Origin of the sequence: Citrobacter sp. MGH104, assembly GCF_001034485.1 — a bacterium.
Lineage (GTDB): Bacteria > Pseudomonadota > Gammaproteobacteria > Enterobacterales > Enterobacteriaceae > Citrobacter > Citrobacter freundii.
Genome location: NZ_KQ089818.1, coordinates 2,287,112 through 2,310,799 on the forward strand (window position 1 = coordinate 2,287,112; position 23,688 = coordinate 2,310,799).

The window sequence follows — 23,688 nt, forward strand, 5'->3', positions numbered from 1 at the left end:
TAATAGTATTGGAATGACCAGACTGGATGCAATTTTCTTATTTATATAACGATATATGGGTTTCTATATAACTGCAGAATAAAGATATGCCCGGTGCAAAACCGGGCAATCAGTGACGTGAAATTAAAACAGCCCCAGTGGTTTATCAGAGTAGCTCACCAACAGGCACTTGGTTTGCTGATAATGTTCAAGCATCATCTTATGCGTTTCGCGCCCGATGCCCGACTGCTTATAGCCACCAAACGCCGCATGTGCCGGATACGCATGGTAACAGTTGGTCCAAACTCGCCCCGCCTGAATCCCACGTCCCATTTTGTACGCCAGATTTCCATTACGACTCCAGACGCCAGCGCCAAGCCCATATTGGGTGTCATTAGCGATTTCCAGCGCCTCTTCCATGGTTTTAAACGTTGTGACAGCCAGCACCGGCCCGAAGATCTCCTCCTGGAAAACCCGCATGTTGTTCTTACCAAACAGAATGGTTGGTTCGAGGTAGTACCCCTCTTTTAACTCGCCATCCAGCTGCTTGCGCCGCCCGCCGGTGAGAACATCTGCTCCTTCTTTCTTACCAATGTCGATGTAATTCAGAATAGTTTCCAGTTGACCATGCGACACCTGCGCGCCCATTTGCGTCACGCTGTCTAACGGGTTACCGCTACGGATACTTTCCACCCGACGAATGGCTCTTTCCATAAAACGTTCATAAATGGATTCCTGAACCAGCGCACGACTCGGACAGGTACACACTTCGCCCTGGTTGAAGGCAAACAATGCAAAACCTTCCAGCGCTTTGTCAAAGAACGCATCTTCTTCATCCATCACGTCCGCGAAGAAGATATTGGGTGATTTCCCGCCCAGTTCCAGCGTGACAGGAATAATGTTCTGCGTGGCGTACTGCATGATCTGCTGCCCAACTTCCGTTGAGCCGGTAAACGCCACTTTCGCAATACGTTTTGACGTCGCCAGATACTCACCGATCTCCCCACCCGCGCCGTTTACCACGTTCACCACGCCAGGCGGGAGCAGATCGCCGATGACTTCCATCAGCAACAGCACGGACAGCGGCGTCAGGCGCGCGGGTTTCAGCACCACGCAGTTACCCGCCGCCAGCGCGGGTGCCATCTTCCAGCTGGCCATCAGCAGCGGGAAGTTCCACGGGATAATTTGCCCTACCACGCCAAGAGGTTCATGGAAGTGATAAGCCACGGTTTCGCTATCAACCTCGCTGATTCCCCCTTCCTGCGCACGAATACAGGAGGCAAAATAGCGGAAATGGTCAATTGCCAGCGGCACATCGGCCGCGCTGGTTTCGCGGATGGGTTTACCGTTATCCCAGGTTTCAGCCGTTGCCAGCAGCTCCAGATTTTGCTCCATACGATCGGCAATTTTGAACAAAATCGCCGCCCTGTCCTGCACGGAAGTCTGCGCCCATTTATCTTTTACTTTATGCGCGGCATCCAGTGCCAAATCGATGTCCTTTTTGCCGGAAGAGGCCACTTCGCACAGTAATTGCCCGGTTACCGGCGTCAGGTTTTGGTAATACTCGCCGTCCACCGGGGCGACCCAGTCACCACCGATAAAGTTATCGTATCGGGCTTTTAACTTCAGGGGGTAACCATACTCGCCGGGGTAAATACGCGTTGAAGGGGGGTTATTGGTCATGACCGTCTCCTTGCTGTAGGGGTACTACAAGGGTAGACGGGACTGGCGAATTATTCGCCAGCCTTTTACTGCTTTACGACAGGTATCACGAATTACATGGCAGCACGATAAATCGCCATGATTTCTTCATGTGTCGCCTGAATAGGGTTAGTGAAACCACAGGCATCTTTCAGGGCATTAGTCGCCAGAACGGCAAAATCTTCTTCCTTCACGTTCAGCTCACTCAGACCGGCCGGTATATTCACTTTCTGCGCCAGTTCGCGGATCGCTGCGATGCAGGCTTCTGCCCCTTGCTCTTCGTTGAGATCAGCAACGTTCACACCCATTGCCGAGGCGCAATCGCGCAGGCGGGCGGCAGCAACTTTACTATTAAATACCTGTACATGCGGCAGCAGTACGGCATTACATACTCCGTGTGGCAGATCGTAGAAGCCACCCAGCTGGTGCGCCATTGCATGCACGTAGCCAAGAGAGGCATTGTTAAAGGCCATACCTGCGAGGAACTGCGCATAGGCCATGGCTTCGCGCGCCTGAGCATTACTGCCCTCTTCAACGGCGACCGGCAGGTTTTGCGCAATCATGGTGACCGCTTTCAGCGCACATGCATCGGTAATCGGCGTGGCAGCAATCGACACGTAAGCTTCGATAGCGTGGGTTAACGCATCCATACCGGTAGCCGCCGTCAGAGACTTCGGCATGCCGACCATCAGCGAGGAGTCGTTAACCGACAGCAGCGGCGTAACGTGCTTATCCACAATCGCCATTTTAATGTGGCGTACTTCATCGGTGATGATGCAGAAGCGGGTCATTTCAGATGCCGTACCCGCCGTGGTGTTGATGGCGATCATCGGCAGCTGCGGTTTTGCAGAACGGTCTACACCTTCGTAATCGCGAATATCGCCACCGTTAGCCGCCACCAGCGCAATACCTTTTGCACAATCGTGTGGAGAACCGCCACCGAGAGAAATAACGCTATCACAGTCGTTTTCAGTCAACATTTGCAGGCCAGCGGCAACGTTGCTGGTCGTGGGATTAGGATGCGTACCGTCGTAAATTACGCTGAAAATATCACGTTCCTGTAATGCTTTTTGAATCTCGCCAGCCATACCTAATTTCGTTAGCATGGCATCCGTGACAATCAGCGTACGGCGAAAACCATATTCCGCCATTGTATTCATTGCGTCTTTTAATGAATCAGCGCCGATTACATTCACGGAGGGAATAAAAAATGTTGAAGCAGCCATTGTACGATCCTTAATTACTCTAAAAGAGTCAGGAAGCATACGAGTGAAATATCCAACAGAATATGATCATGATTGTTATTTTAATAACAACCAACATTAAAAAGCACATTAGGTTCATAATCTAATGTGCTTATTTCAATCAATATCTATTTTGTATTAATTCATTTAATTCCTGAATTAATTGTTTCATTACTTTTCGGGGAACAGCAATGCATCGCGTAATAAATGATCATTTCCCCGACGGCGAGTAAAACCAATGCGGTCAAAATATTCCAGAATCTGAATAGCCAATTTGCGCCCGATGTTAAGCCTGTCGCGAAAATCAGCGGCACATGTCGATCCCCTTTCCTGATCCAGTTCGCGGATCATATTGGCAAAGGCCACTATCCGATCGTTACGGTAATAACGATCTTTCACGATCGCGGTGATGATGCCTTGCTGCGCCGCTTGTCGTAACACCACACGCATCATTTGCTCATCCGTGCCCGTCTGTTTTGCCAGGTCGCGCACCCACCACGGCTCATCGCCAAAAAGCGGTTCTGCTTTTTGCCAGATAGCCTGCTGCTCATCGCTGAAACCGGCCTTGTGATCGGGCAAATGCAGCCAGCCATGATGACTATGGATGACGCCGCTCTCGCGCATCTTTTCAATCAGCAGCAGGACCAGCGCTTCATCTTCCATCGGCAAAGCCATCCGGCGCAGGCGTTCGCGCCCAGGTCCAGGCTCATCGCGGTGCTGGTCGTGGTAAGTCGCCAGCGTATCGAGGATTTTGCGCTGCCAGCGCGCTGCAACAGTGGCATCCAACAGACTGTATCCCGCCTGAATAAAACCATGCTGCTCGATCAACGGACGCATGCCGTTACCGTTGAGCTGACGCGCCCAGGCGAAGTCGGGAATATTTACCGCTCCACGCGTCAGGTGCAGCGCCAGAGCGTCACCATCACTCTGTGCGTTTTCCAACGCCGACAGCCACTGCAAATATTCCGGCTTACGCTTCCCGCGACGCGGCGGATTGAGCGTGACCACGCGCGCACCGGCCAGCGTCGTGCGAGCCGAAATATCACGCAGCACCAGACGGTCGTTATCGGCGAGCCAGAGTGGTGTATCAAACACCAGTTCCGCCAGCGTCCCTTTGAGCAGGGAAATACGCCCGGTGACGTGGCTGGCCGCGTGGTGAATATGCAACGGTTGCCACTGCATCAGCGGCGCGGCATGTTCTAAAGAAACAATCACGCGGGTAAACGCCTCTGGCGGCGCATCAGCAAGCAGCCAGTCGCCGCGGTTAAGTTCTTCTTTTTGCGCATCACCGGCAATATTTAGCGCAATACGTTGTCCCGCCTGCGCGCGATCGGTGGCCTGATTTTGTGCATGCAGGCTACGTACGCGCATCGGTTTGTTGACGCCCGTGAGCCACAGTGTGTCACCGACATTCACTTCACCGCTGAGCGCCGTCCCGGTCACCACCAGTCCCGCGCCTTTGACCGTAAAGGCACGGTCAATCGCCAGGCGGAAGCTGTGATCGCGGGCATGCTCACGCGACGTTAATTGCAGCAAATGTTCGCGCAGTTCCTCGATGCCACGGCCTTCACTGGCGGCAGTGACGAAAAGCACCGACTCCGCGAAACCATAATTCCCCAGCGCGGCCTGAATCTCCGCACGCACCTCTTCAATTCTTGCTTCGTCCACGCGGTCGGCTTTCGTAAGTGCCACGGTGATCTGCGGATTACCCGTCAGTTGCAGAATTTGCAAATGCTCACGCGTTTGCGCCATCACGCCGTCATCACATGCCACCACCAGCAGCGCGTGATCAATCCCGCCAACACCCGCCAGCATGTTAGACAGAAACTTTTCGTGTCCGGGTACATCGATAAATCCCAGTATCCGCCCGTCAGGCTGCGGCCAGTAGGCATAGCCGAGATCGATGGTCATGCCGCGCTTTTTTTCTTCCGGCAGACGGTCGGCATTCACGCCGGTAATCGCCTGTAATAACGTTGTTTTTCCGTGGTCAACGTGTCCGGCGGTTGCAATAATCATTTCAGCATCATCTCCATAAACCGGGTCTCGTCTTCAAGGCAGCGCAGATCCAGCCACATGCGGCCATCATAAATCCGGCCAATGATCGGCACGGGCAGTGCACGCCAACGGGCGGCCAGTGCCTCGAGGCGGCTACCGCGCCCGTCATGGGGGGTAAAGGTTAATGCCGCGCTGGGCAGCCTATCAACCGGTAGCGAGCCGCTGCCAATTTGCGACAGGCAAGGCATGACGTTCAGGGCGAATTCGTCACCGTAATGCTCGGCAAGCCGTGCCTGTAAGTGTTGGGCCTGCGCGTGGACAGCCTCCTGCGAGCGAGTGAGCTGGCGTAACGTCGGCAACTTCTGCGCCAGCGCTTCCGGGTGCAGGTAGAGCCGCAGCGTCGCTTCCAGCGCAGCCAGTGTCATTTTATCAGCCCGTAATGCGCGTTTCAGCGGATGGCTCTGTAAGCGAGCGATCATCTCTTTTTTACCGACGATAATCCCGGCCTGCGGCCCACCCAGTAATTTATCGCCAGAGAAGCTCACCAGACTGACGCCAGCGGCAATCAGCTGTTGCGGCATCGGCTCCTGCGGTAATCCATACTGGCTGAGATCGACCAGTGAGCCGCTGCCGAGATCCGCCACCACTGGCACATCCACTTCCTTGCCAATAGCGGCCAGCTCAGCCTCATCCACCGACTTCGTAAAGCCTTCAATACTGTAATTACTGGTATGGACTTTCATCAGCAGAGCGGTATTTTCATTCACCGCCTGACGGTAATCTTTCGCATGGGTCCGGTTGGTGGTACCGACTTCGCGCAGAACACATCCGGCCTGGCACATCACGTCCGGAATACGAAACGCGCCGCCAATTTCCACCAGCTCACCGCGCGAAACGACCACCTCTTTGCCGTTGGCCGTGGCGGCCAGCATCAGTAAAACCGCTGCCGCATTGTTATTGACGATACAGGCGTCCTCCGCTCCCGTCAGACGGCAGAGTAAATCCGCCAGCGCCCGATCCCGATGTCCACGTCCGGCATCATCCAGGCTGTATTCCAGCGTCACTGGCGTGCGCATTGCTTGCACCACCGCCTCGATCGCTTCTTCGGCCTGCGACGCTCGCCCAAGGTTGGTATGCAGCACCGTTCCGGTCAGGTTAATCACCGGACGCAGCGCGCTTTGCGATTCTCGTTCCAGCCGGGCGCTGGCTTCTTGCGCCCAGTCCTCACACCATGCCGGGAGCGCGTGCGTGTCGCGAATCGCATCTCTGGCTTCGTCAAGCATATGACGCAGCAGGTCAACCACCCGGGTATGACCGTGAGATTCACGTAAGGCTGGGAAGGCGCTATCGCGCAATAAACGATCGATAGCGGGAAGCTGGCTGTAGAGTGAACGCATGTCGGTTGTCATGAAAGGGCCTGGCTGTTGGTGGCCCTCTCCACCGCGGAGAGGGCTATCGATATAGGAAGGATTGTACCGTGACTTTGCTCAGGCAGGTATTATCTGCATCAAGCCTTTGGCGGTTCTGTGCGGGCAAAACTTTCGCGTTGAAAAAGCGTTTCCACCAGTTTGACCAGACGTGGGCGGTCCACACACCAGCCGGGCGCGACCCGACGGAAATTGAGATAACCGACGGCACAGGCAATCGCGATGGTAGCCAGGTTAACCGTATCCGTTTTCAGCGTACCGTCCGCCAGATAGCCTTCCAGCATATCCAGACTGCGGGTGATCTTCTCCCGCTGGCGTAACAGTTCAGTTTCTGACTGCTGCGCGGCGGGGCGAGCCTGCTCGCGCACCGAGACTAATCCCGCATCCATAATACCATCGGCCAACGCTTCCAGTTGACGAACTTTGAGTGCCGCTAACGGTTCACCCGGTAGCATGGCTGGCGCAATATCCAGCAGCTCGATGTATTCTGCGATGATCGGAGAGTCAAACCAGTACTCACCCTCATCGGTGACCAACGCGGGTACTTTTCCTAGCGGGTTATAACGCGCCACGCCGCTATCCGCGCTATAGGGAAGTTCATTCACAAATTCGAAGGTGATGCCCTTTTCCAGTAACAGAATAGAAATTTTACGCACAAAAGGGCTGGTATAGCTGCCAATGAGTTTCATGCCGGGTCCTTTTTGCCAACAAAAATATCAGTATGGCTCAGGTCACCGTAAATGGCAGGTGATGACTTACATTCTTACTGTTTTACTTATGACCTAAACGTTTTCTGAATTTAAGCTGCTTTTTATACAACGTACTTTTCCCTGCATTGTTCGGGACGTATGGTTCTCTGCAAAAGTATGAATACGTCACGGAGTAACTCATGTCACAGCAGGGACTGCGCTTTACGCTCGACGTGGACGGGTTACTGGCGATGAGCACCGCCGTCGTCAGCTTCACCCTCAGCCAGAATCTCTCCACCCCCTTTTTGCTCTGCGTTGATATCGCCAGCGGCCTGCCTGACCTCACCGCCACAGATTTTCTCGAGAAAAGCACCACCCTCACTGTCTGGCAGGGGGCTGTTGCGCTGCGTTATCTTCACGGCATCATCACCGGCGTGGAGCTCAGGGAGAACAACCACTGGCAGATGAATTACCAGCTGACGATTTCGCCCCCGCTCTGGCGCGCCGGACTGCGCCAGAACTTCCGCATCTTTCAGCAGCAGGATATCCAGGCCATTGCCACCACCCTGCTTACTGAAAACGGCATTACTGACTGGGTGCCTTCCTTTTATGAGCCCCATCCCGCCCGCGAATTCTGCGTGCAGTACGGCGAAACTGACCTCACCTTTCTGACGCGCCTGTGGGCCGAAGAGGGTATTTTCTTCTTTGACTGGTTCCACCCGACCGGTCCCGACCAGAAACTGGTGCTCTGCGATGACATCGCCGGGGTCTCCACACTCGGCGAAATGCCCTTTAACCCGAACACCCGGGAAGCCACCACCGCATGCATCAGTGCGTTCCGCTACCGGGCGCAGATTCGCCCTTCCTCAGTTGAAAACCAGGATTACACCTTTAAAGTCCCCGGATGGCCCGGTTACTTCAGCCACCACGCCAAAAACCTCAACGGCCAGCGCACACAGTATGAAATCTTTGATTATCCGGGACGCTTCAAAGACGTACAGCATGGCCAGGACTTTGCCCGCTACCAGGCGGAGGGCCACCGGCAGGATGCTGAAACGGCAGCCTGCGTGAGCAACTCCCCGAAACTGTGGCCCGGCAAACGTTTTACCCTGACCGGTCACCCGTCAGAGACGCTGAACCGCGAATGGCAGGTCACCGGCTCTGTACTGGAAGGAAAGCAGCCACAGGCGCAGCACGGTAGCTCCGGTGAAGGCACCACACTCAGTAACCACCTGGACGTCATCCCGGCTGACCGGACATGGCGTGCCTCCCCGCTGCCCAAACCCGCCGTGGACGGCCCGCAGAGCGCCATTGTCACCGGGCCGGCAGGCGAGGAAATTTTCTGCGACGAACATGGCCGGGTGCGGGTGCGTTTCCACTGGGACCGCTACTGCCCGGGAAACGAAGACAGCTCCTGCTGGGTGCGGGTGTCCCAGGCGTGGGCCGGTGCCGGATTTGGCAACCTCGCCATTCCGCGCGTGGGTCAGGAAGTGATAGTGGACTTCCTCAACGGCGACCCGGACCAGCCCATTATTATGGGCCGCACCTACCACCAGGACAACCGCTCGCCGGGCAGCCTGCCGGGCACGAAAACGCAGATGACCATCCGCTCGAAGACCTACAAAGGCGGCGGATTTAACGAACTGAAATTCGATGACGCCACGGGCAATGAGCAGGTCTATATCCACGCGCAGAAGAACATGGATACGGAGGTACTGAACAACCGAACCACTGATGTGAAGGTGGACCATACGGAGACCATCGGCAATAACCAGAGCATCACTGTGGGACTGGGCCAGACGGTGACCGTAGGGAAAGAAAACGCATCCGGACACGACCGGACAGTCACGGTCGCGCATGACCAGCGCAACACGACGGGGAATGACCGTCAGGTGACGGTGGGTCATGATGACACGGTGACCGTAAAAAACGACCGGAAGACAGAAGTGATGCACGACCGGCGTGAGCAGGTGGGGAATGACGAGACGCTGGTTGTGGGCAATGACCGGAAGATGTCGGTGAAGGGAAAACAGGAGCAGACCACCACCGGTGACCATATCAGCCTGGTGAAAGGAATGAAGAGCCTGGAGGTGAAGGGAGACCTGGCGCAGAAGATAAGCGGCGCGCTGGGAATAAAGGTTCAGAGCGATATTGTGCTGGAAAGCAGCAGCCGGATAAGCCTGAAGGTGGGCGGTTCGTTTGTGGTCATCCACCCGGGCGGCGTGGATATTATGGGGCCGAAAATCAATCTCAACAGCGGCGGGAGTCCGGGTACGCCAGTGGGGACTCTGCAACCAGCGGTGCTGAAAGCACTGGCGAGTGAGGGAGATGTAATGCCTGAGCAGAATAATAGTGAAGACAGCAATAACCCCGAGAACAATGACAGTTCAAAAGAACAGAATGAACCAGAATCTGATGAAGAAAATAGAAAAATTCAAATTATCACAAATAAATTGAGTATATCGGAATCACAGGTGGTCGGGCTGGACTTTAAAATCAGGAATGAGAATGATGATACATTAATTAGGTCCATTACATCCCAGAGCACTGGGGAAAGTGAATTATATCCAGAGGCATTATTTTCAGACGCATGTTACTTACTCATTGGTAAAGAAAGTGATGAGTGGCAGGTTTATGTTTCTGTAGATGACTTATAAGGTGAACATATGTCGTCAGAACTGTTAGTTGTTTTTAAAGATTCATTGATGGGAAGCCCATCAGGTTTGCAATACAAAATTACCGTAAATGATATTGAGATAGATAATAACAATGTATCTGAGCACAATAATTCGTTAATATATCATTTTACAACAAAAGGCGATATAATTACTATTTCATCATCCAGCTTGCAAAAAACAATTCCGACTGCAAGTGAGTATGAAATTAAAATATTTATTCTAGATAAAGAATCCGAAAAAGAAATAGGGAGTACGATCCTACCAGATGGAAAAAAAGTGACAATGGTAGTCGTATCGCCCTGGACCAAGGTACCAATCAATGTTAATGAGTCAGGTGATAATTTTCCTGGCGATTTTTTCGATGTTGAATATGAAGAGAGAATATCATCAAAAATATCTTTCGGTGAGAAAAGTACTGTAATAAAAAGTACAAAGATAGTAATAAGAGATATTCCAAGAAAGATAATATTAACCGCCTTGAAATATCGGGGATCCACAAAATGGGCCGGAACAAAGGAAAAAAATTCTTACCATCCCATACTGAAAAAAACATATCATTTTGGGTCGAATACGAATAAATGTAGTGCCTTTGTAAATGATGTATTGCTTGAGGCTGGACTGACTGTACCGTGGATTGAAACTGGTTATGCACATTATACACCACAATGGCTTTATCAGGAACTTAGACCTCCCCTGGCAGAAGAATGGGCTGATCCAACAAAGTTAGCAGAACAATGGAAATACTCCACTACACCCCAACCAGGAGATGTAGGCGCCTATATAAAAAAAGAGAAAGGTGCGACAGGACATGCAGGAATAATTATTTCATCAGGAGTTACGATATCAGCAAACAGTGAAGTAATTATAGTCAATGATGCAGGATTTAGAAATAAAAATGGCACTGCTATAACTACAAAATTTCATTCTGAAAATGATTTCAATTCTTTCAGAAGATATAGGTTACAAGATGAAAAAAAATAGAATAACATTAATAATTATACTCATAATGATTATCTTTACTTCATTAGCATACTTTAATTTTTTAAGTGCCAACAAAACATCTTGCCAAGCCTATAGAAATACAGCACCTAAAGAAAACATTTTTTCTAAAATAATTACAGAGGGAAGTGAATCAAAGATTGGTAGATGGAAAGAAATGGAGAATGTATACGATATTTTTTTCAACGATCAATTATATATGATTAGTGAAACCCCAAAAGACTATCTTTCTAGCGCTATTAGAATAATATTAAGTAAAGACTATGATCAAAGCCAGAAAGTTTACACTATTATATTAATGCAAAACCTACCCATTAAAGAGTATATGTGTTTCATGGATGCAGTGAATGAACAATTTGAAAAAGGTCTTATTGACAAAGAAGTAGCTCGGTTTGCCATTTTACCCGACATTAATCTTTACAGTACATCAATTTATTATTGGTGGCTCCCAGATTGGCGAGAAAGGTTTAAGAAAAATGCCAATAGTCTATTTAAACAAAAACTGATAGATGATGTATTAAGCGGCCGATACTTCTTCTATGCGTTACGAAAATAAGCAGCATAAAGATCGTAAGTCAATAAATATATTCAAAACTTGTCAATGGTATAAAAAAGCGATTGAATAAGGGTTGGTAGCAGACATGCCCTTACTCAATAAAAAAGGCGAGGCAGTAAAAGTCAAAAAAGGTGAAGTGGTGTATGAAAAAAAATTTCAGGTTTTTACAGGTAAGTGGAAAACTCTTGATGAGTTAAAAAATGTCATATATATCAATGGAATAATGCTGTGTCCTCGTCGCGCAACGGCAGATGTGCAGCAATGGTTAAATCTGCGTTTTAAACCTGAATATGCCATTATGGCAGCAGTCGATTACGGCGTCGAAAATTTAGCATCGCTGAAAAAAGCGGGATATAAAATTGACGGACTTAATGATGCTGAAAAAGCTAAAATCATATACTTAACTCATCATCTTGGTCTAAGTGATGCAAAACGTTTTATTAAGGATGAAATTACTGAAGGTAGTGCAAAAATTTTACTAACTGCACAAGTGGGAGATGAGTCAGCCAAGGCAAGGTCCAAAACAGCAGGGTATATGAAAGCACACAGAAAGTGGCTGATGGATTATATAGATGGAAACATTAAATTAAGTAATTATTTTTGCCATGAGAAAACAACCATAAACAACCCTGAAGATATCGATCTAATAGATATAATTAAAAAGATCAATAAGGAAATATAATGACCAAGTATTTTGCTCCCATCTTGTCCTTACTAATATTCTCATCTACAAGCATAGCTGATTGCAATTCTAATTTGTCATATTGTTATCATACTAAGTTTGGGATTCTCGACCAGATAACGAGATCCACCTCTGGTGATGGTTACTCTTACCTTACCCTTAATGGAGCGAATATATACAAGGCAAAAACCTATTACATATCATTCATGGATGATGATATGGGTTTTTTTAAGAATAACAAATACTTTACCACTAAAACAATTATTACATATACTTTAAACGAGCGTTGCCTTGATAGAATAGAATATCAGGGTTTTTGCAGTATCAGTGTAGTTCTTGATTTTTCAGGCGACAAACCCGTTATTTCCAATGGATTTATTCCGGATTCAGGAAATTCAGTTATTGACTGGGTCTCATGGGGAAAAGCAAATGCAATCATTGTGTTTGAAGATGAATCTAAGTTCAAATATATGAATGGGCGTGTTGAGCGCGTTGTTAAATAAAGGCGAGATTATTATGGTTATTAAATTGAGGTGACGGATTCAATGGATAGTGCACATATTCAGGTTTCTACAGATAAGTGGAAAAATCTTGAGGAATTAAAAAATGGCAGATATATCACGGGAGTAACGCCGTACCCTGGTCACGCAACGGCAGATGTACAGCAATGGTTAAATCTGCGTTTTAAACCTGAGTATGCCATTATGGCAGCAGTCGATTATGGGGTTGAAAATTTAGCATCGCTGAAAAAGGCAGGATATAAGATTGACGAACTTAATGATGCTGAAAAAGCTAAGCTTATATACTTAACCCATCATCTTGGCCTAAGCGATGCAAAACGTTTTATTAACAATAAAATTACTGAAGGTGGTGCAAAAGAATTGCTAATAGCACAAGTGGGAGAGGAATCAGCCATTTCAAAAGCCCACCAAAATGGAGGGTATATGAAAGCTCACAGAAAGTGGCCAATGGATTATATAGATAACAATATTAATGTGGGTACATATTTTTGCCCAAAACTAGTCAACTCCCAAAAAGTAAAGACTTACGGATTAGAATCGATTATGAATAAAATTCAAGAGATAGAAAAATGAGTAAGTGTCACAGGCGTGGGCCGGTGCCGGATTTGGCAACCTCGCCATTCCGCGCGTGGGTCAGGAAGTGATAGTGGATTTCCTGAACGGCGACCCTGACCAGCCCATTATTATGGGCCGCACCTACCACCAGGATAACCGCTCGCCGGGCAGCCTGCCGGGCACGAAAACGCAGATGACCATCCGCTCGAAGACCTACAAAGGTGGCGGATTTAACGAACTTAAATTCGATGATGCGACGGGCAATGAGCAGGTCTATATCCATGCGCAGAAGAACATGGATACGGAGGTGCTGAACAACCGAACCACTGATGTGAAGGTGGACCATACGGAGACCATCGGCAATAACCAGAGCATCACTGTGGGACTCGGGCAGACCATCACGGTGGGTAAGGAGAACACCGTCGGACACGACCGGACAGTCACGGTCGCGCATGACCAGCGCAACACGACAGAGAATGACCGTCAGGTGGCGGTGGGTCATGATGACACGGTGACCGTAAAAAACGACCGGAAGACAGAAGTGATGCACGACCGGCGTGAGCAGGTGGGGAATGACGAGACGCTGGTTGTGGGCAATGACCGGAAGATGTCGGTGAAGGGAAAACAGGAGCAGACCACCACCGGCGACCATGTCAGCCTGGTGAAAGGGATGAAGAGCCTGGAGGTGAAGGGAGACCTGGCGCAGAAGATAAGCGGCGCGCTGGGAATAAAGGTTCAGAGCGATATTGTGCTGGAAAGCAGCAGCCGGATAAGCCTGAAGGTGGGCGGTTCATTTGTGGTCATCCATCCGGGTGGCGTGGACATTATGGGGCCGAAGATAAACCTGAACGGCGGGGGGAGTGCGGGAACCCCGGTGGGGGTGATGCAGCCGGGCGCGCTGGAGGCGCTGGCGGATAATGCGGGAGACGGGAAGGATAACGGAAGTAGCGATGGTGATAACGGTGCCGGGAGTGGGGTGGGCGATGACCAGGGTTACTCCAGCAGCGGGGATGATGAACAGGATAATAAAGAGAAAAAAATCACCTCAATTAGCTGGTCTTATGGTGAAGAACAAACAGAGCTTAGTGATATATCTAGACACTATGTTGATTTGAATCTTCATATGCATACTCTAAATTATGATATAGGTGAAAACGTAAGTTGTGATGTTTTTTATTTCAATCCTGATGGGACGGAGGATAGCCTTTCTGTTAGTGCTGATGTAAATAAAAATAATGAAGCTATTGCGATGAATATTTTTTCTGATATTTCCTCTAAAATATATCTTTACTATGGTGATTAAATGGCTGGGATAGTGACAGTTAAAGAAAAGGGTAAGGACATAGGCAAGGTCGTTGTAAAAAGACCACCGTATGACCTCATCAAGGAAAAATATTTTGACCTATTCCCTAACAATGTAGATACGGGTGCTCCGTTGGATAGTGCCGCTTCTGTATATTTTGCGTATCTGTGGGTCGGTGGGCATGCTTTTAGAGAGTATAAAAGAAATCCATCCGCATATGGTAACGCATGCGCGTTACGAATCAGTTACGCTTTGAATATGTCTGGGATGCTTATTCCATCAAAGGTTTCGGTGTTGCCTACAACAAAAATTGGTGGGAATAGAATACTCCAGGGCGGAAATGAATATATGATTGATGGGGGTAAATATTATTACATATATTCCGTAGAAAATCTCATAACTTTCCTTGAGTACGCTTGGGGAAAAGCAGACATGTTTAAATATGTTCCAAAGAGAGTTTCACAATTAGATGAACTTAAGAAAATGAATAAGAAAGGGATTGTTATATTTTACATTGACGGATTTAGTGATGCAACTGGTCATGCTACTATCTGGGATGGAGTTAAATGCCTTGATGGCAGTACATATTATGATCCGTCGTTACATCCAAAACAGACACTTACTGCTATTAAATTTTGGGATCTCAAATGAAGTTAAGTATGTTCTTTATACTTTTATTATTGAGTTGTGGTGAAGTGTTTGCTTCAGAGCCAGATTATATCCTGCGAGGCAGAGCAATATTATCTCAGTGGGGGGAGGTTTATTGTATTAAAAAGTATGTTTTGCAAGGGGTTGATAACAATGATGTTAATGATTCATTACATCTATTTGATTATAGTGATAGAGTGAGCTCTTTAATTTATAGTGATATTTCTAAAGGTAATGTGTTTTATTACATAGATAAGAATATCAGTGATTTTGGGAATTTAGTTAATGGAAAACGGTTAAATCTCATCGCTTGTGTTGAGTTGGTGGATTCTGTTAGGTATATAGAATTTATAAAAAAACAAGACCGATATTTTTACCAAAATAATGCTGGCGTGGGATCTGTAATTCGGTCCTGTGGGCAGAAAATTCCATTTGGAGGATACTGGAGAATGATCTCAAGGTATGGCATTTATGAAAGTCGTAGATTTAAAAAAGGAGATATTTTTCCTGAGTGGAAAAGTAATGATGGATTTAATGGTGGCGAATGGATTCTTGAGTCAAGGGATGATGGCGGTCCCATTAAATTAGATGTCCCATATTTTAAATTTGATTAAATAAATTTAAAAATCAACATCGGGCTTAGGGAAAGATCACACTAAAGAGTGTTTTTTGTACAGATAAATAGAAAGGAACTATCTATGCCCACAGCCCTTACGACTACACACCGTATTGTCGGAAATGGGTGAAACCAAACCTGACCTGCACACCGTGGGATGATCCCAGCTATCCTGGGGTGGACACAAAGACAGCAAGAGATTACCTCCCACAAAAAGATTGGCAAATAGATAAATTACCTGCGGGATATACTTGCGCAGAGACTTATTTATTCCCAGACCTTGATGACCCCGGAGGACCTGCAACGGCAGGGATAGATGATTTGGCTGAATTAGGAGTTAAAGGTGCTCAGAGAATTATGAGAGGAGCAAGAAAATGAAACGATTTTTATTAATTTTTTTACAATCATCATTAATTTTAATGCATTAGCATCTTGTGAAATACATCCTGCCGAAGGCTCCTTGCAGGACTTGCTGGATGCAGCTGAAAAAAAAGCGTTTTACGATAATGAAATTACACATATTAATGTGAGAAGCCATATCAGGGGTGCTTTTGCTCAGGAAAAGAGTAGCGACCCTGCGCAGTTGTTGGCAATTCTTGATAATTCATCCATGGTAAAATACTTCAAAGCAGAGAATTCGACTTACGCTCGTATGACCGCGTATCTTCCTAAAAAAATGAATCTTACGAATGTGTCACCGAGATTCAATATGGAGTACTTCGTAGTGAGAGAAAGTAAATCCTGGCTGAGGAAATGCATAATAGCAGTGTGGCCGGAAGAGGCATGGAGCCAAAACGGAAGATCTACATCATTGTAGACTGCCGCTGGCGCTGATTGATGCCGATAACCGTGTGATATGACGGGCGGAAAATGACGAATGGGGTAATCTGCTTTATGAAGATAACCCGCTGAATCTGCAACAGCTTATCCGGTTGCCAGAACAGCAGCGGGATAAAAAAACTGGGCTGTACTCCCCCTGACTGGCTAGAAAGGTTTAAGAAAAAACAACATGCTGTTTAAACAGACTCTGATAGATAATTTATTAAGCAATCGATACTTCCTCTATGTCTTACGAAAATGATCAGTGTGACTATTGTAAATCAATAAATATCCGAGGATATGAGTCAGATTGAATGGTGGAGGGGAAAAAAGAATAACCTCAAGTAAACATTTTCAACATCCAAGGTAAATGAATTGCTATTTACAACATATAAACAATTCACTTTACCTTGGTTAAATTTCTATCCGTGTAATCCAATATCAACTCAATGATCCAAATAAAGATAATGCATCCAGCTGGTCATGCGCAGCAGCACTTTACGCATCACTGAAACGTGAGCGAAATGGTCGGAATAGACCGCCACCTGAGCATAGATACCGTCCGGCAGCGCATCCACATCGGCATTAGGATCCAACTCAATCGTAGCCAGCACGCCATCGGTACCCGGCACCACAGTTAAGGACTGTAATGCCCCCTGCGCCTGATAAGAACCGCCCGGCACAACCGGAAGAATGGAGGTCAACTTACCGGAGAAAACCTGACCAGGCAGCGCGTTGAAGACCACTTCCGCTTCATCACCCGGTTTAAGACGCAGCAACGAGTTCTGGCGGAATTGCGCCACAATTTGCCGTTTCTGTTCCGGAATAAATACCATCACCGGGCGCAGAGGTAGTGCGGCGGCGTAGGTCCCGGGCCGAATAAGCACCTGCGTAACATAGCCGTTGCTGGGGGCACGGACGATAGTCTGCTCAAGATTGTATTTGGCTTCAGCGAGCTGAGCACGCAAAGACGCAACCTGAGATTGCTCCCCGTTGACCATACTGTCTAACTGACTCTGAATCTGCGTCTGTTCGGCAACGGAACCTTTTACCAGCGCGTCCTGTGCCAGATAGTTCTGCCGGGCGTTGTCGATATCGCTTTCAGAGAAGGGATTAACCTTCGCCTGGCTGCCCTTCAAATAGCGTTGATAATCTTTATACAGACGATCGCGTTCAGCGGAAACGCGGGTAGTATTGGCGACGGCTTCAGAAAGTTGGGCTTTCAGATTGTCGATGTTGTGTGTGGCGGTAACAAGATCAGCCTGCAGTCTGTCAACACGTGCCTGATAGCGGCCTGGATCGAGTTTAAATAACACTTCGCCTTTTTTAATCAACTGATTATTTTTATCCGTTACCTCACTAACAATTCCTGTGACTTGCGGAGTGATCGGAATTGAAATAACCGCTTTTTGCGCCGTAAAGGTATACGGGTGGTTATAGTTCATTAATAAGATCAGTCCCGCAACAATGAATACCCCACCTAATGCAGCAGTAGCGAGCGTCCATTGGTTTACCGGAATACGGAATATTTTAAAGATGGCCCAAGCAAAGGCCACATAGGTCAGGACTATCAACAAATCCATGATTAAATCTCCGGAAAGGTGGAGTTATCTGTTTTCTTCTCCCCATCCAGTCTTTTTTCCAACTGGGTGATGCGCTCTGCCAGTGCGGCAATCTCGGGGTCTGGGTCCTTTCCGTTCGACATGATGTGTGATTGCATGCCCCACCCACGTTCAGGCTGGTAGAGCGTCGCCCAAATCCACAGGAACGGCCATATTGCATGGAGTGTAAACAGGCTAATCCAACCCGCCGTATGAATGGCATCAGCATGAGGATGGTTGCGTTTTTTAGCCATGTTATAGGGAATATCGTGAATGGCGATGATTCCGTAAAACAGAACCAGAAAGACGAAGATCAGCACGCCCAGTGCGAAATAATTTAGAAACATACCTGCCTCGAATTCACGCTAATTAGAGTTTTTTTATGCCGGCAGCCGCATGCACCCAGGCTGATGTTTTGAACATAACTGCAGTTTGGGGTTTTCGCCATACCACAAAATAAATATTTTTTCTGGTGAGAAGTTGCTTTCTTTTGCAATAAAAATATCGGGGGGTAGAACCTGCTGTAGATCACATCCGAGCAAATGCAGATGAAAATACTTTGCGATCTGCATCACAAAGATTCAACAAACAGCAAAGGATAAAATGTGAATCAGTTCACATTTACCCCCCATTTTTGGTGAATTCTGATCCAGTGATGTTTTTTTGTACCGATATTTTGTGATTAAGATCACATTAACTAACGCCATACACCCTATATTTACGTGACGAATATCACATAAAAGGTCGTCGACTGGACAGTTGAACGATTCAGTGCCAGATTTCGCAGTATCTACAGGGTCCGGCTACCTCCTGCCGCTACATTAACAAACCTCGGGCTTTCAGCCTGCGCGATAGCAAACATAAGAAGGGGTGTTTTTATGTCATCCGATATTAAGATCAAGGTGCAAAGCTTTGGTCGATTCCTCAGCAACATGGTGATGCCAAATATCGGCGCGTTTATCGCGTGGGGTATTATCACCGCATTATTCATTCCGACAGGGTGGTTGCCGAACGAAACGCTGGCGAAGCTTGTCGGTCCTATGATCACCTATCTGCTGCCGCTCCTGATCGGTTATACCGGTGGTAAGCTGGTTGGCGGCGAACGTGGCGGCGTGGTTGGTGCAATCACCACCATGGGCGTTATCGTCGGTGCAGATATGCCAATGTTCCTCGGCGCGATGATCGCAGGTCCGCTGGGCGGCTGGGCTATCAAACATTTCGACAACTGGGTAGACGGTAAGATCAAGTCCGGTTTTGAGATGCTGGTGAATAACTTCTCCGCAGGCATCATCGGGATGATCCTCGCCATTCTGGCATTCCTTGGCATTGGCCCATTGGTTGAAGCACTGTCCAAAATCCTGGCGGCAGGCGTTAACTTCATGGTTGTCCATGACATGCTGCCGCTGGCGTCTATCTTCGTTGAACCGGCGAAAATCCTGTTCCTCAACAACGCCATCAACCACGGTATTTTCTCACCGCTGGGTATTCAGCAGTCCCATGAGATGGGCAAATCCATCTTCTTCCTGATTGAAGCTAACCCGGGTCCGGGTATGGGCGTTCTGCTGGCATACATGTTCTTCGGTCGCGGCAGCGCTAAGCAGTCTGCGGGCGGCGCGGCAATCATCCACTTCCTGGGTGGTATCCACGAAATTTACTTCCCGTACGTGCTGATGAACCCACGTCTGATCCTGGCCGTTATCCTCGGCGGTATGACTGGCGTATTTACCCTGACTATCCTGAACGGCGGTCTGGTTTCTCCGGCCTCTCCGGGTTCTATCCTGGCCGTGCTGGCCATGACGCCGAAGGGCGCTTACTTCGCTAACATCGCTGCTATCTGTGCTGCTATGGCAGTCTCCTTTGTGGTTTCAGCCATTCTGCTGAAAACCAGCAAAGTGAAAGAAGATGATGACATTGATGCCGCAACCCGTCGTATGCACGACATGAAAGCGGAATCCAAAGGCGCATCTCCGCTGGCGGCTGGCGACGTGACCAACGACCTGAGCCATGTGCGTAAAATCATTGTTGCCTGCGATGCCGGTATGGGTTCCAGCGCCATGGGTGCGGGCGTACTGCGTAAGAAAGTGCAGGATGCAGGTCTGTCTCAGATTTCCGTCACTAACAGCGCGATTAACAATCTGCCGCCGGATGTGGATCTGGTCATTACCCACCGTGACCTGACCGAACGCGCGATGCGCCAGGTGCCTCAGGCACAGCACATTTCGCTGACCAACTTCCTCGACAGTGGCCTGTACTCCAACCTGACCGAACGTCTGGTCGCTGCACAGCGCCACAACGTGAACGAAGAGAAAGTCCGCGATCACCTGAAAGACAGCTTTGAAGAGGGTGATACTCACCTGTTCAAACTGGGTGCGGAGAATATCTTCCTCGGTCGTAAAGCCACTAACAAAGAGGAAGCAATTCGCTTTGCTGGTGAGCAACTGGTGAAAGGCGGTTACGTTGAGCCAGAATACGTCGAGGCGATGCTGGACCGCGAAAAACTGACTCCGACTTACCTCGGCGAGTCCATTGCAGTACCGCACGGAACGGTTGAAGCCAAAGACCGTGTGCTGAAAACCGGTGTGGTGTTCTGCCAGTACCCGGAAGGCGTTCGCTTCGGTGAAGAAGAAGACGATATTGCCCGCCTGGTGATTGGTATCGCAGCACGTAACAACGAGCACATCCAGGTGATTACCAGCCTGACCAACGCGCTGGATGACGAATCCGTGATCGAACGTCTGGCCCATACCACCAGCGTGGATGAAGTTCTGGAGCTGCTGGCGGGTAAAAAAGCTTAACGGTTAAGTATCTCCAAAATAGTTCGAGCTGCAGGAAGGCGGCAACGCAGTGAATCCCCAGGAGCGTACATAAGTACGTGACTGGGGTGAGCGAGGAGAGCCAACGCATCTGCAGTTCGAAATATGAAGGCGATATCCTCTCCCTTGTGGAGAGGGTTAGGTTGAGGGAAAAGCCTCACCCCAGCCCTCTTGGGTAAAAACATTGATGAAGGTTAATACTATGAAAGCATTACATTTTGGCGCAGGTAATATCGGTCGTGGCTTTATCGGCAAACTGCTGGCGGACGCGGGGATACAGCTGACGTTCGCGGATGTAAATCAGGTCGTGCTCGATGCCCTGAATGCCCGTCATAGCTATCAGGTTCATGTCGTAGGTGAAAACGAACAGGTTGATACCGTCTCCGGCGTCAACGCCGTGAGCAGCATCGGCGATGATGTCGTCGACCTGATTGCCCATGTAGATTTAGTCACTACCGCCGTCGGTCCGGTCGTGCTTGAGCGTATCGCTCCGGCCATCGCCAAAGGGCTGGTTAAACGCAAGGCACAGGGCATAGCTACTCCGCTGAATATCATCGCCTGTGAAAACATGGTGCGCGGAACGACCCAGTTGAAAGGCCATGTAATGAACGCGCTGGCAGATGAAGACAAAGCCTGGGTTGAAGAACATGTTGGCTTCGTCGATTCCGCCGTGGACCGCATTGTTCCGCCTTCGGCTTCAGCAACCAATGACCCGCTGGAAGTTACCGTAGAAACCTTCAGTGAGTGGATTGTCGACAAAACACAGTTCAAAGGTGAACTACCAAATATCCCAGGAATGGAATTAACTGATAACCTAATGGCATTTGTCGAACGTAAACTCTTCACGCTGAACACCGGGCATGCTATAACCGCGTACCTCGGAAAATTGACCGGTCATCAGACCATCCGTGACGCGATTCTCGACGAGAAAATCCGCGCAGTGGTAAAAGGTGCGATGGAAGAGAGCGGCGCGGTACTGATCAAACGCTATGGTTTTGATGCAGCAAAACATGCGGCATACATTCAGAAAATCCTCGGTCGCTTTGAAAACCCGTATCTGAAAGATGACGTTGAGCGCGTGGGTCGTCAGCCGCTGCGTAAGCTGAGCGCGGGAGATCGTCTGATTAAACCGCTGCTGGGTACGCTGGAGTATGGTTTGCCGCATGCGAATCTGGTTATCGGTATTGCGGCAGCGATGCACTATCGCAGCGAAGAAGATCCGCAGGCACAGGAACTGGCCGCGCTGATTGACGAAAAAGGTCCACAGGCCGCGCTGGCGCAAGTTTCCGGGCTGGATGCCAACAGCGATGTCGTGCTTGAGGCTGTTAACGCGTATAACGCAAAGAAATGATGCAGGACCTGGCGCAGGATATCCTGCGCCTGAATAATAGATTGTCAGATATGCAGGCAATAATGGAACAAACGCAGGCCTTTGAAAATCGTGTGCTTGAGCGTCTGAATGCTGGCAAAACCGTACGCAGCTTCCTCATCACCGCCGTAGAACTGCTCACCGAGGCGGTGAATATTCTTGTGCTTCAGGTATTTCGCAAAGACGACTATGCGGTGAAATATGCTGTAGAACCACTGCTTGACGGCGACGGTCCGCTGGGCGATCTTTCCGTTCGCCTGAAGCTCATCTACGGTCTGGGCGTGCTCAGCCGACCGGAGTATGAAGACGCCGAGCTTCTGATGGCGCTGCGGGAAGAGTTAAACCATGACGGCAATGAATATGCGTTCACCGACGATGAAATTCTTGGTCCGTTTGGCGAACTCCACTGCGTGACGGCACTCCCGCCGCCACCGCAGTTTGATACCTCAGACTCAGGTCTGCACGCGATGCAGATCCAGCGCTACCAGCAGATGGTGCGCTCCACGATGGTACTTTCCCTGACCGAGCTGATTTCTAAAATCAGCTTAAAAAAAGCCTTTCAAAAATAAGACGATGCTTGCTTATTTCTCTTCCTGCTGCGGTCGATAAAGCTGCCGATAGTACGCCAGACGTTGCAGATACAACTGCGCATTCTCCTGCGGTATTTCAGAAGGGACAACGTTGCGTGGCGGTGTTTTATTCAGATACTCGCGAAAAGCCTGGCTTGAAGCCATAAAATCGACCGTCTTATCAATTAGAGCCGAAACGTTCTCACCTATTTTCGCCATAATCTTCCCTCCTCCATGTATTAACCGCGCTCAGCCTGCGCGGTTGATCATTTAAGTTTAGGATCGGTTTGGCAATTACATTAAGGAAAACGTGCTTCACTATGAACCCGCCAACAAAATGCGCCATGGTCGATCTTATCGCTTAAAATTCCTTATTAATCAAAATAGTAATATTTTCATTAGCTGAATAATACTTGCAACATTTGATTATTTATCTTCGATTAGTTGTGAATAATCCCGCTCTGCGCGCATACTATAGGATATTCATCCTATTTTTATCAGAAGCTATCCTATGAAAGAAGTCGAAAAAAACGAAATTAAACGCCTGAGCGATCGTCTGGACGCTATCCGCCACCAGCAGGCTGACCTGTCTCTGGTTGAAGCCGCCGACAAATATGCCGAGCTAGAGCAAGAGAAAGAAACTCTGGAAAACGAGATTGCACGTCTGCGTGAAGTCCATGGTCAGAAGCTGAGCAAAGAAGCGCAAAAGCTGACGAAACTCCCTTTCCGTCGTACCATCACCAAAAAAGAACAGGCCGACATGGGCAAGCTGAAGAAGAGCGTGCGCGGCCTGATTGTCGTTCACCCGATGACCGAGCTTGGCCGTGAAATGGGCCTGAAAGAGATGACGGGCTTCGCGAAGAGCGAGTTCTGATCTCCCACCGGGCAACATCCGCTTGCCCGGTCCTTCACTTCCCCCTCGCA

Annotated in this window: 20 protein-coding genes and 2 pseudogenes; 14 read left to right on the forward strand and 8 right to left on the reverse strand. The window is 48.9% G+C overall.

Annotated features, from left to right (window positions below; genetic code table 11):
- Positions 1-123: 123 nt before the first annotated feature.
- The 5 genes from aldB to SK34_RS10770 form a co-directional block, all read right to left on the reverse strand.
- The gene (gene aldB, locus SK34_RS10750) at positions 124-1,662 is read right to left on the reverse strand and encodes an aldehyde dehydrogenase AldB (protein WP_003837670.1); all 1,539 of its coding nucleotides are present in this window, start codon (positions 1,660-1,662) and stop codon (positions 124-126) included.
- Positions 1,663-1,754: 92 nt separating this feature from the next.
- On the reverse strand, positions 1,755-2,906 hold the full coding sequence (gene yiaY / locus SK34_RS10755; RefSeq protein ID WP_016151158.1) for an L-threonine dehydrogenase: 1,152 nt from the start codon (positions 2,904-2,906) through the stop codon (positions 1,755-1,757).
- Between the two features lie 189 nt (positions 2,907-3,095).
- The gene (gene selB, locus SK34_RS10760) at positions 3,096-4,940 is read right to left on the reverse strand and encodes a selenocysteine-specific translation elongation factor (RefSeq protein ID WP_048233011.1); all 1,845 of its coding nucleotides are present in this window, start codon (positions 4,938-4,940) and stop codon (positions 3,096-3,098) included.
- Positions 4,937-6,328 (reverse strand): L-seryl-tRNA(Sec) selenium transferase, encoded by a 1,392-nt coding sequence (gene selA / locus SK34_RS10765; protein ID WP_003837664.1) that lies wholly within the window; start codon positions 6,326-6,328, stop codon positions 4,937-4,939. Before selA ends, selB begins: the two co-directional genes overlap by 4 nt.
- 98 nt (positions 6,329-6,426) lie before the next feature.
- Entirely contained in the window at positions 6,427-7,035 is a 609-nt protein-coding gene (locus tag SK34_RS10770) for a glutathione S-transferase (protein WP_003024191.1), read from the reverse strand.
- A 200-nt stretch (positions 7,036-7,235) separates the two neighbouring features.
- On the opposite strand from SK34_RS10770, the gene SK34_RS10775 reads away from it, so the two are divergent.
- The 10 genes and pseudogenes from SK34_RS10775 to SK34_RS24950 form a co-directional block, all read left to right on the forward strand.
- Positions 7,236-9,692, forward strand: a complete 2,457-nt coding sequence (locus SK34_RS10775) for a type VI secretion system Vgr family protein (RefSeq protein ID WP_082139601.1) — start codon at positions 7,236-7,238, stop codon at positions 9,690-9,692.
- A gap of 9 nt (positions 9,693-9,701) precedes the next feature.
- Positions 9,702-10,694, forward strand: coding sequence for a CHAP domain-containing protein (locus SK34_RS10780; protein WP_048233013.1), 993 nt, complete (start codon positions 9,702-9,704; stop codon positions 10,692-10,694).
- Positions 10,681-11,268, forward strand: a complete 588-nt coding sequence (locus tag SK34_RS10785; RefSeq protein ID WP_048233015.1) for a hypothetical protein — start codon at positions 10,681-10,683, stop codon at positions 11,266-11,268. The genes SK34_RS10780 and SK34_RS10785 overlap by 14 nt, the downstream gene beginning before the upstream one ends.
- Before the next feature lie 85 nt (positions 11,269-11,353).
- Positions 11,354-11,950 carry a hypothetical protein gene (locus SK34_RS10790; protein WP_053064279.1) on the forward strand — a complete coding sequence of 199 codons (597 nt, stop codon included), beginning with the start codon at positions 11,354-11,356 and terminating at the stop codon, positions 11,948-11,950.
- Positions 11,950-12,453: a hypothetical protein gene (locus SK34_RS10795; protein ID WP_048233017.1), complete on the forward strand. Its 504-nt coding sequence runs from the start codon at positions 11,950-11,952 to the stop codon at positions 12,451-12,453. The genes SK34_RS10790 and SK34_RS10795 overlap by 1 nt, the downstream gene beginning before the upstream one ends.
- Before the next feature lie 42 nt (positions 12,454-12,495).
- Positions 12,496-13,044, forward strand: coding sequence for a hypothetical protein (locus SK34_RS10800; protein ID WP_053064280.1), 549 nt, complete (start codon positions 12,496-12,498; stop codon positions 13,042-13,044).
- Between the two features lie 4 nt (positions 13,045-13,048).
- Positions 13,049-14,329 (forward strand): annotated as a pseudogene (locus SK34_RS10805) (type VI secretion system Vgr family protein); the annotation flags it as partial.
- Entirely contained in the window at positions 14,330-14,980 is a 651-nt protein-coding gene (locus SK34_RS10810) for a T6SS effector amidase Tae4 family protein (protein WP_053064281.1), read from the forward strand.
- Positions 14,977-15,591: a hypothetical protein gene (locus SK34_RS10815; protein WP_057103042.1), complete on the forward strand. Its 615-nt coding sequence runs from the start codon at positions 14,977-14,979 to the stop codon at positions 15,589-15,591. The genes SK34_RS10810 and SK34_RS10815 overlap by 4 nt, the downstream gene beginning before the upstream one ends.
- Positions 15,592-15,677: 86 nt before the next feature.
- A pseudogene (locus SK34_RS24950) lies at positions 15,678-15,971 on the forward strand (RHS repeat protein); the annotation flags it as partial.
- Between the two features lie 887 nt (positions 15,972-16,858).
- Here the strand turns inward: SK34_RS24950 and SK34_RS10825 are convergent.
- Both SK34_RS10825 and SK34_RS10830 read right to left on the reverse strand, forming a co-directional pair.
- Complete coding sequence (locus SK34_RS10825) at positions 16,859-17,995, reverse strand: HlyD family secretion protein (RefSeq protein ID WP_003024188.1); 1,137 nt, start codon at positions 17,993-17,995, stop codon at positions 16,859-16,861.
- Between the two features lie 2 nt (positions 17,996-17,997).
- Complete coding sequence (locus SK34_RS10830; RefSeq protein WP_003844553.1) at positions 17,998-18,360, reverse strand: DUF3302 domain-containing protein; 363 nt, start codon at positions 18,358-18,360, stop codon at positions 17,998-18,000.
- Between the two features lie 531 nt (positions 18,361-18,891).
- Here SK34_RS10830 and mtlA point away from each other — a divergent pair.
- From mtlA to mtlR, 3 genes are all read left to right on the forward strand, one after another.
- On the forward strand, positions 18,892-20,808 hold the full coding sequence (gene mtlA, locus SK34_RS10835; protein WP_003024181.1) for a PTS mannitol transporter subunit IICBA: 1,917 nt from the start codon (positions 18,892-18,894) through the stop codon (positions 20,806-20,808).
- Between the two features lie 220 nt (positions 20,809-21,028).
- Positions 21,029-22,177 (forward strand): mannitol-1-phosphate 5-dehydrogenase, encoded by a 1,149-nt coding sequence (gene mtlD, locus SK34_RS10840; RefSeq protein ID WP_003024180.1) that lies wholly within the window; start codon positions 21,029-21,031, stop codon positions 22,175-22,177.
- Positions 22,177-22,764, forward strand: a complete 588-nt coding sequence (gene mtlR, locus SK34_RS10845) for a mannitol operon repressor MtlR (RefSeq protein ID WP_003024179.1) — start codon at positions 22,177-22,179, stop codon at positions 22,762-22,764. The genes mtlD and mtlR overlap by 1 nt, the downstream gene beginning before the upstream one ends.
- Positions 22,765-22,776: 12 nt before the next feature.
- Here the strand turns inward: mtlR and SK34_RS10850 are convergent, their stop codons facing one another.
- Positions 22,777-22,983: a hypothetical protein gene (locus SK34_RS10850; protein ID WP_003024176.1), complete on the reverse strand. Its 207-nt coding sequence runs from the start codon at positions 22,981-22,983 to the stop codon at positions 22,777-22,779.
- Positions 22,984-23,275: 292 nt separating this feature from the next.
- Between SK34_RS10850 and SK34_RS10855 the strand changes: the two genes are divergently transcribed.
- The gene (locus SK34_RS10855) at positions 23,276-23,638 is read left to right on the forward strand and encodes a YibL family ribosome-associated protein (RefSeq protein WP_003024174.1); all 363 of its coding nucleotides are present in this window, start codon (positions 23,276-23,278) and stop codon (positions 23,636-23,638) included.
- Positions 23,639-23,688 lie beyond the last annotated feature (50 nt).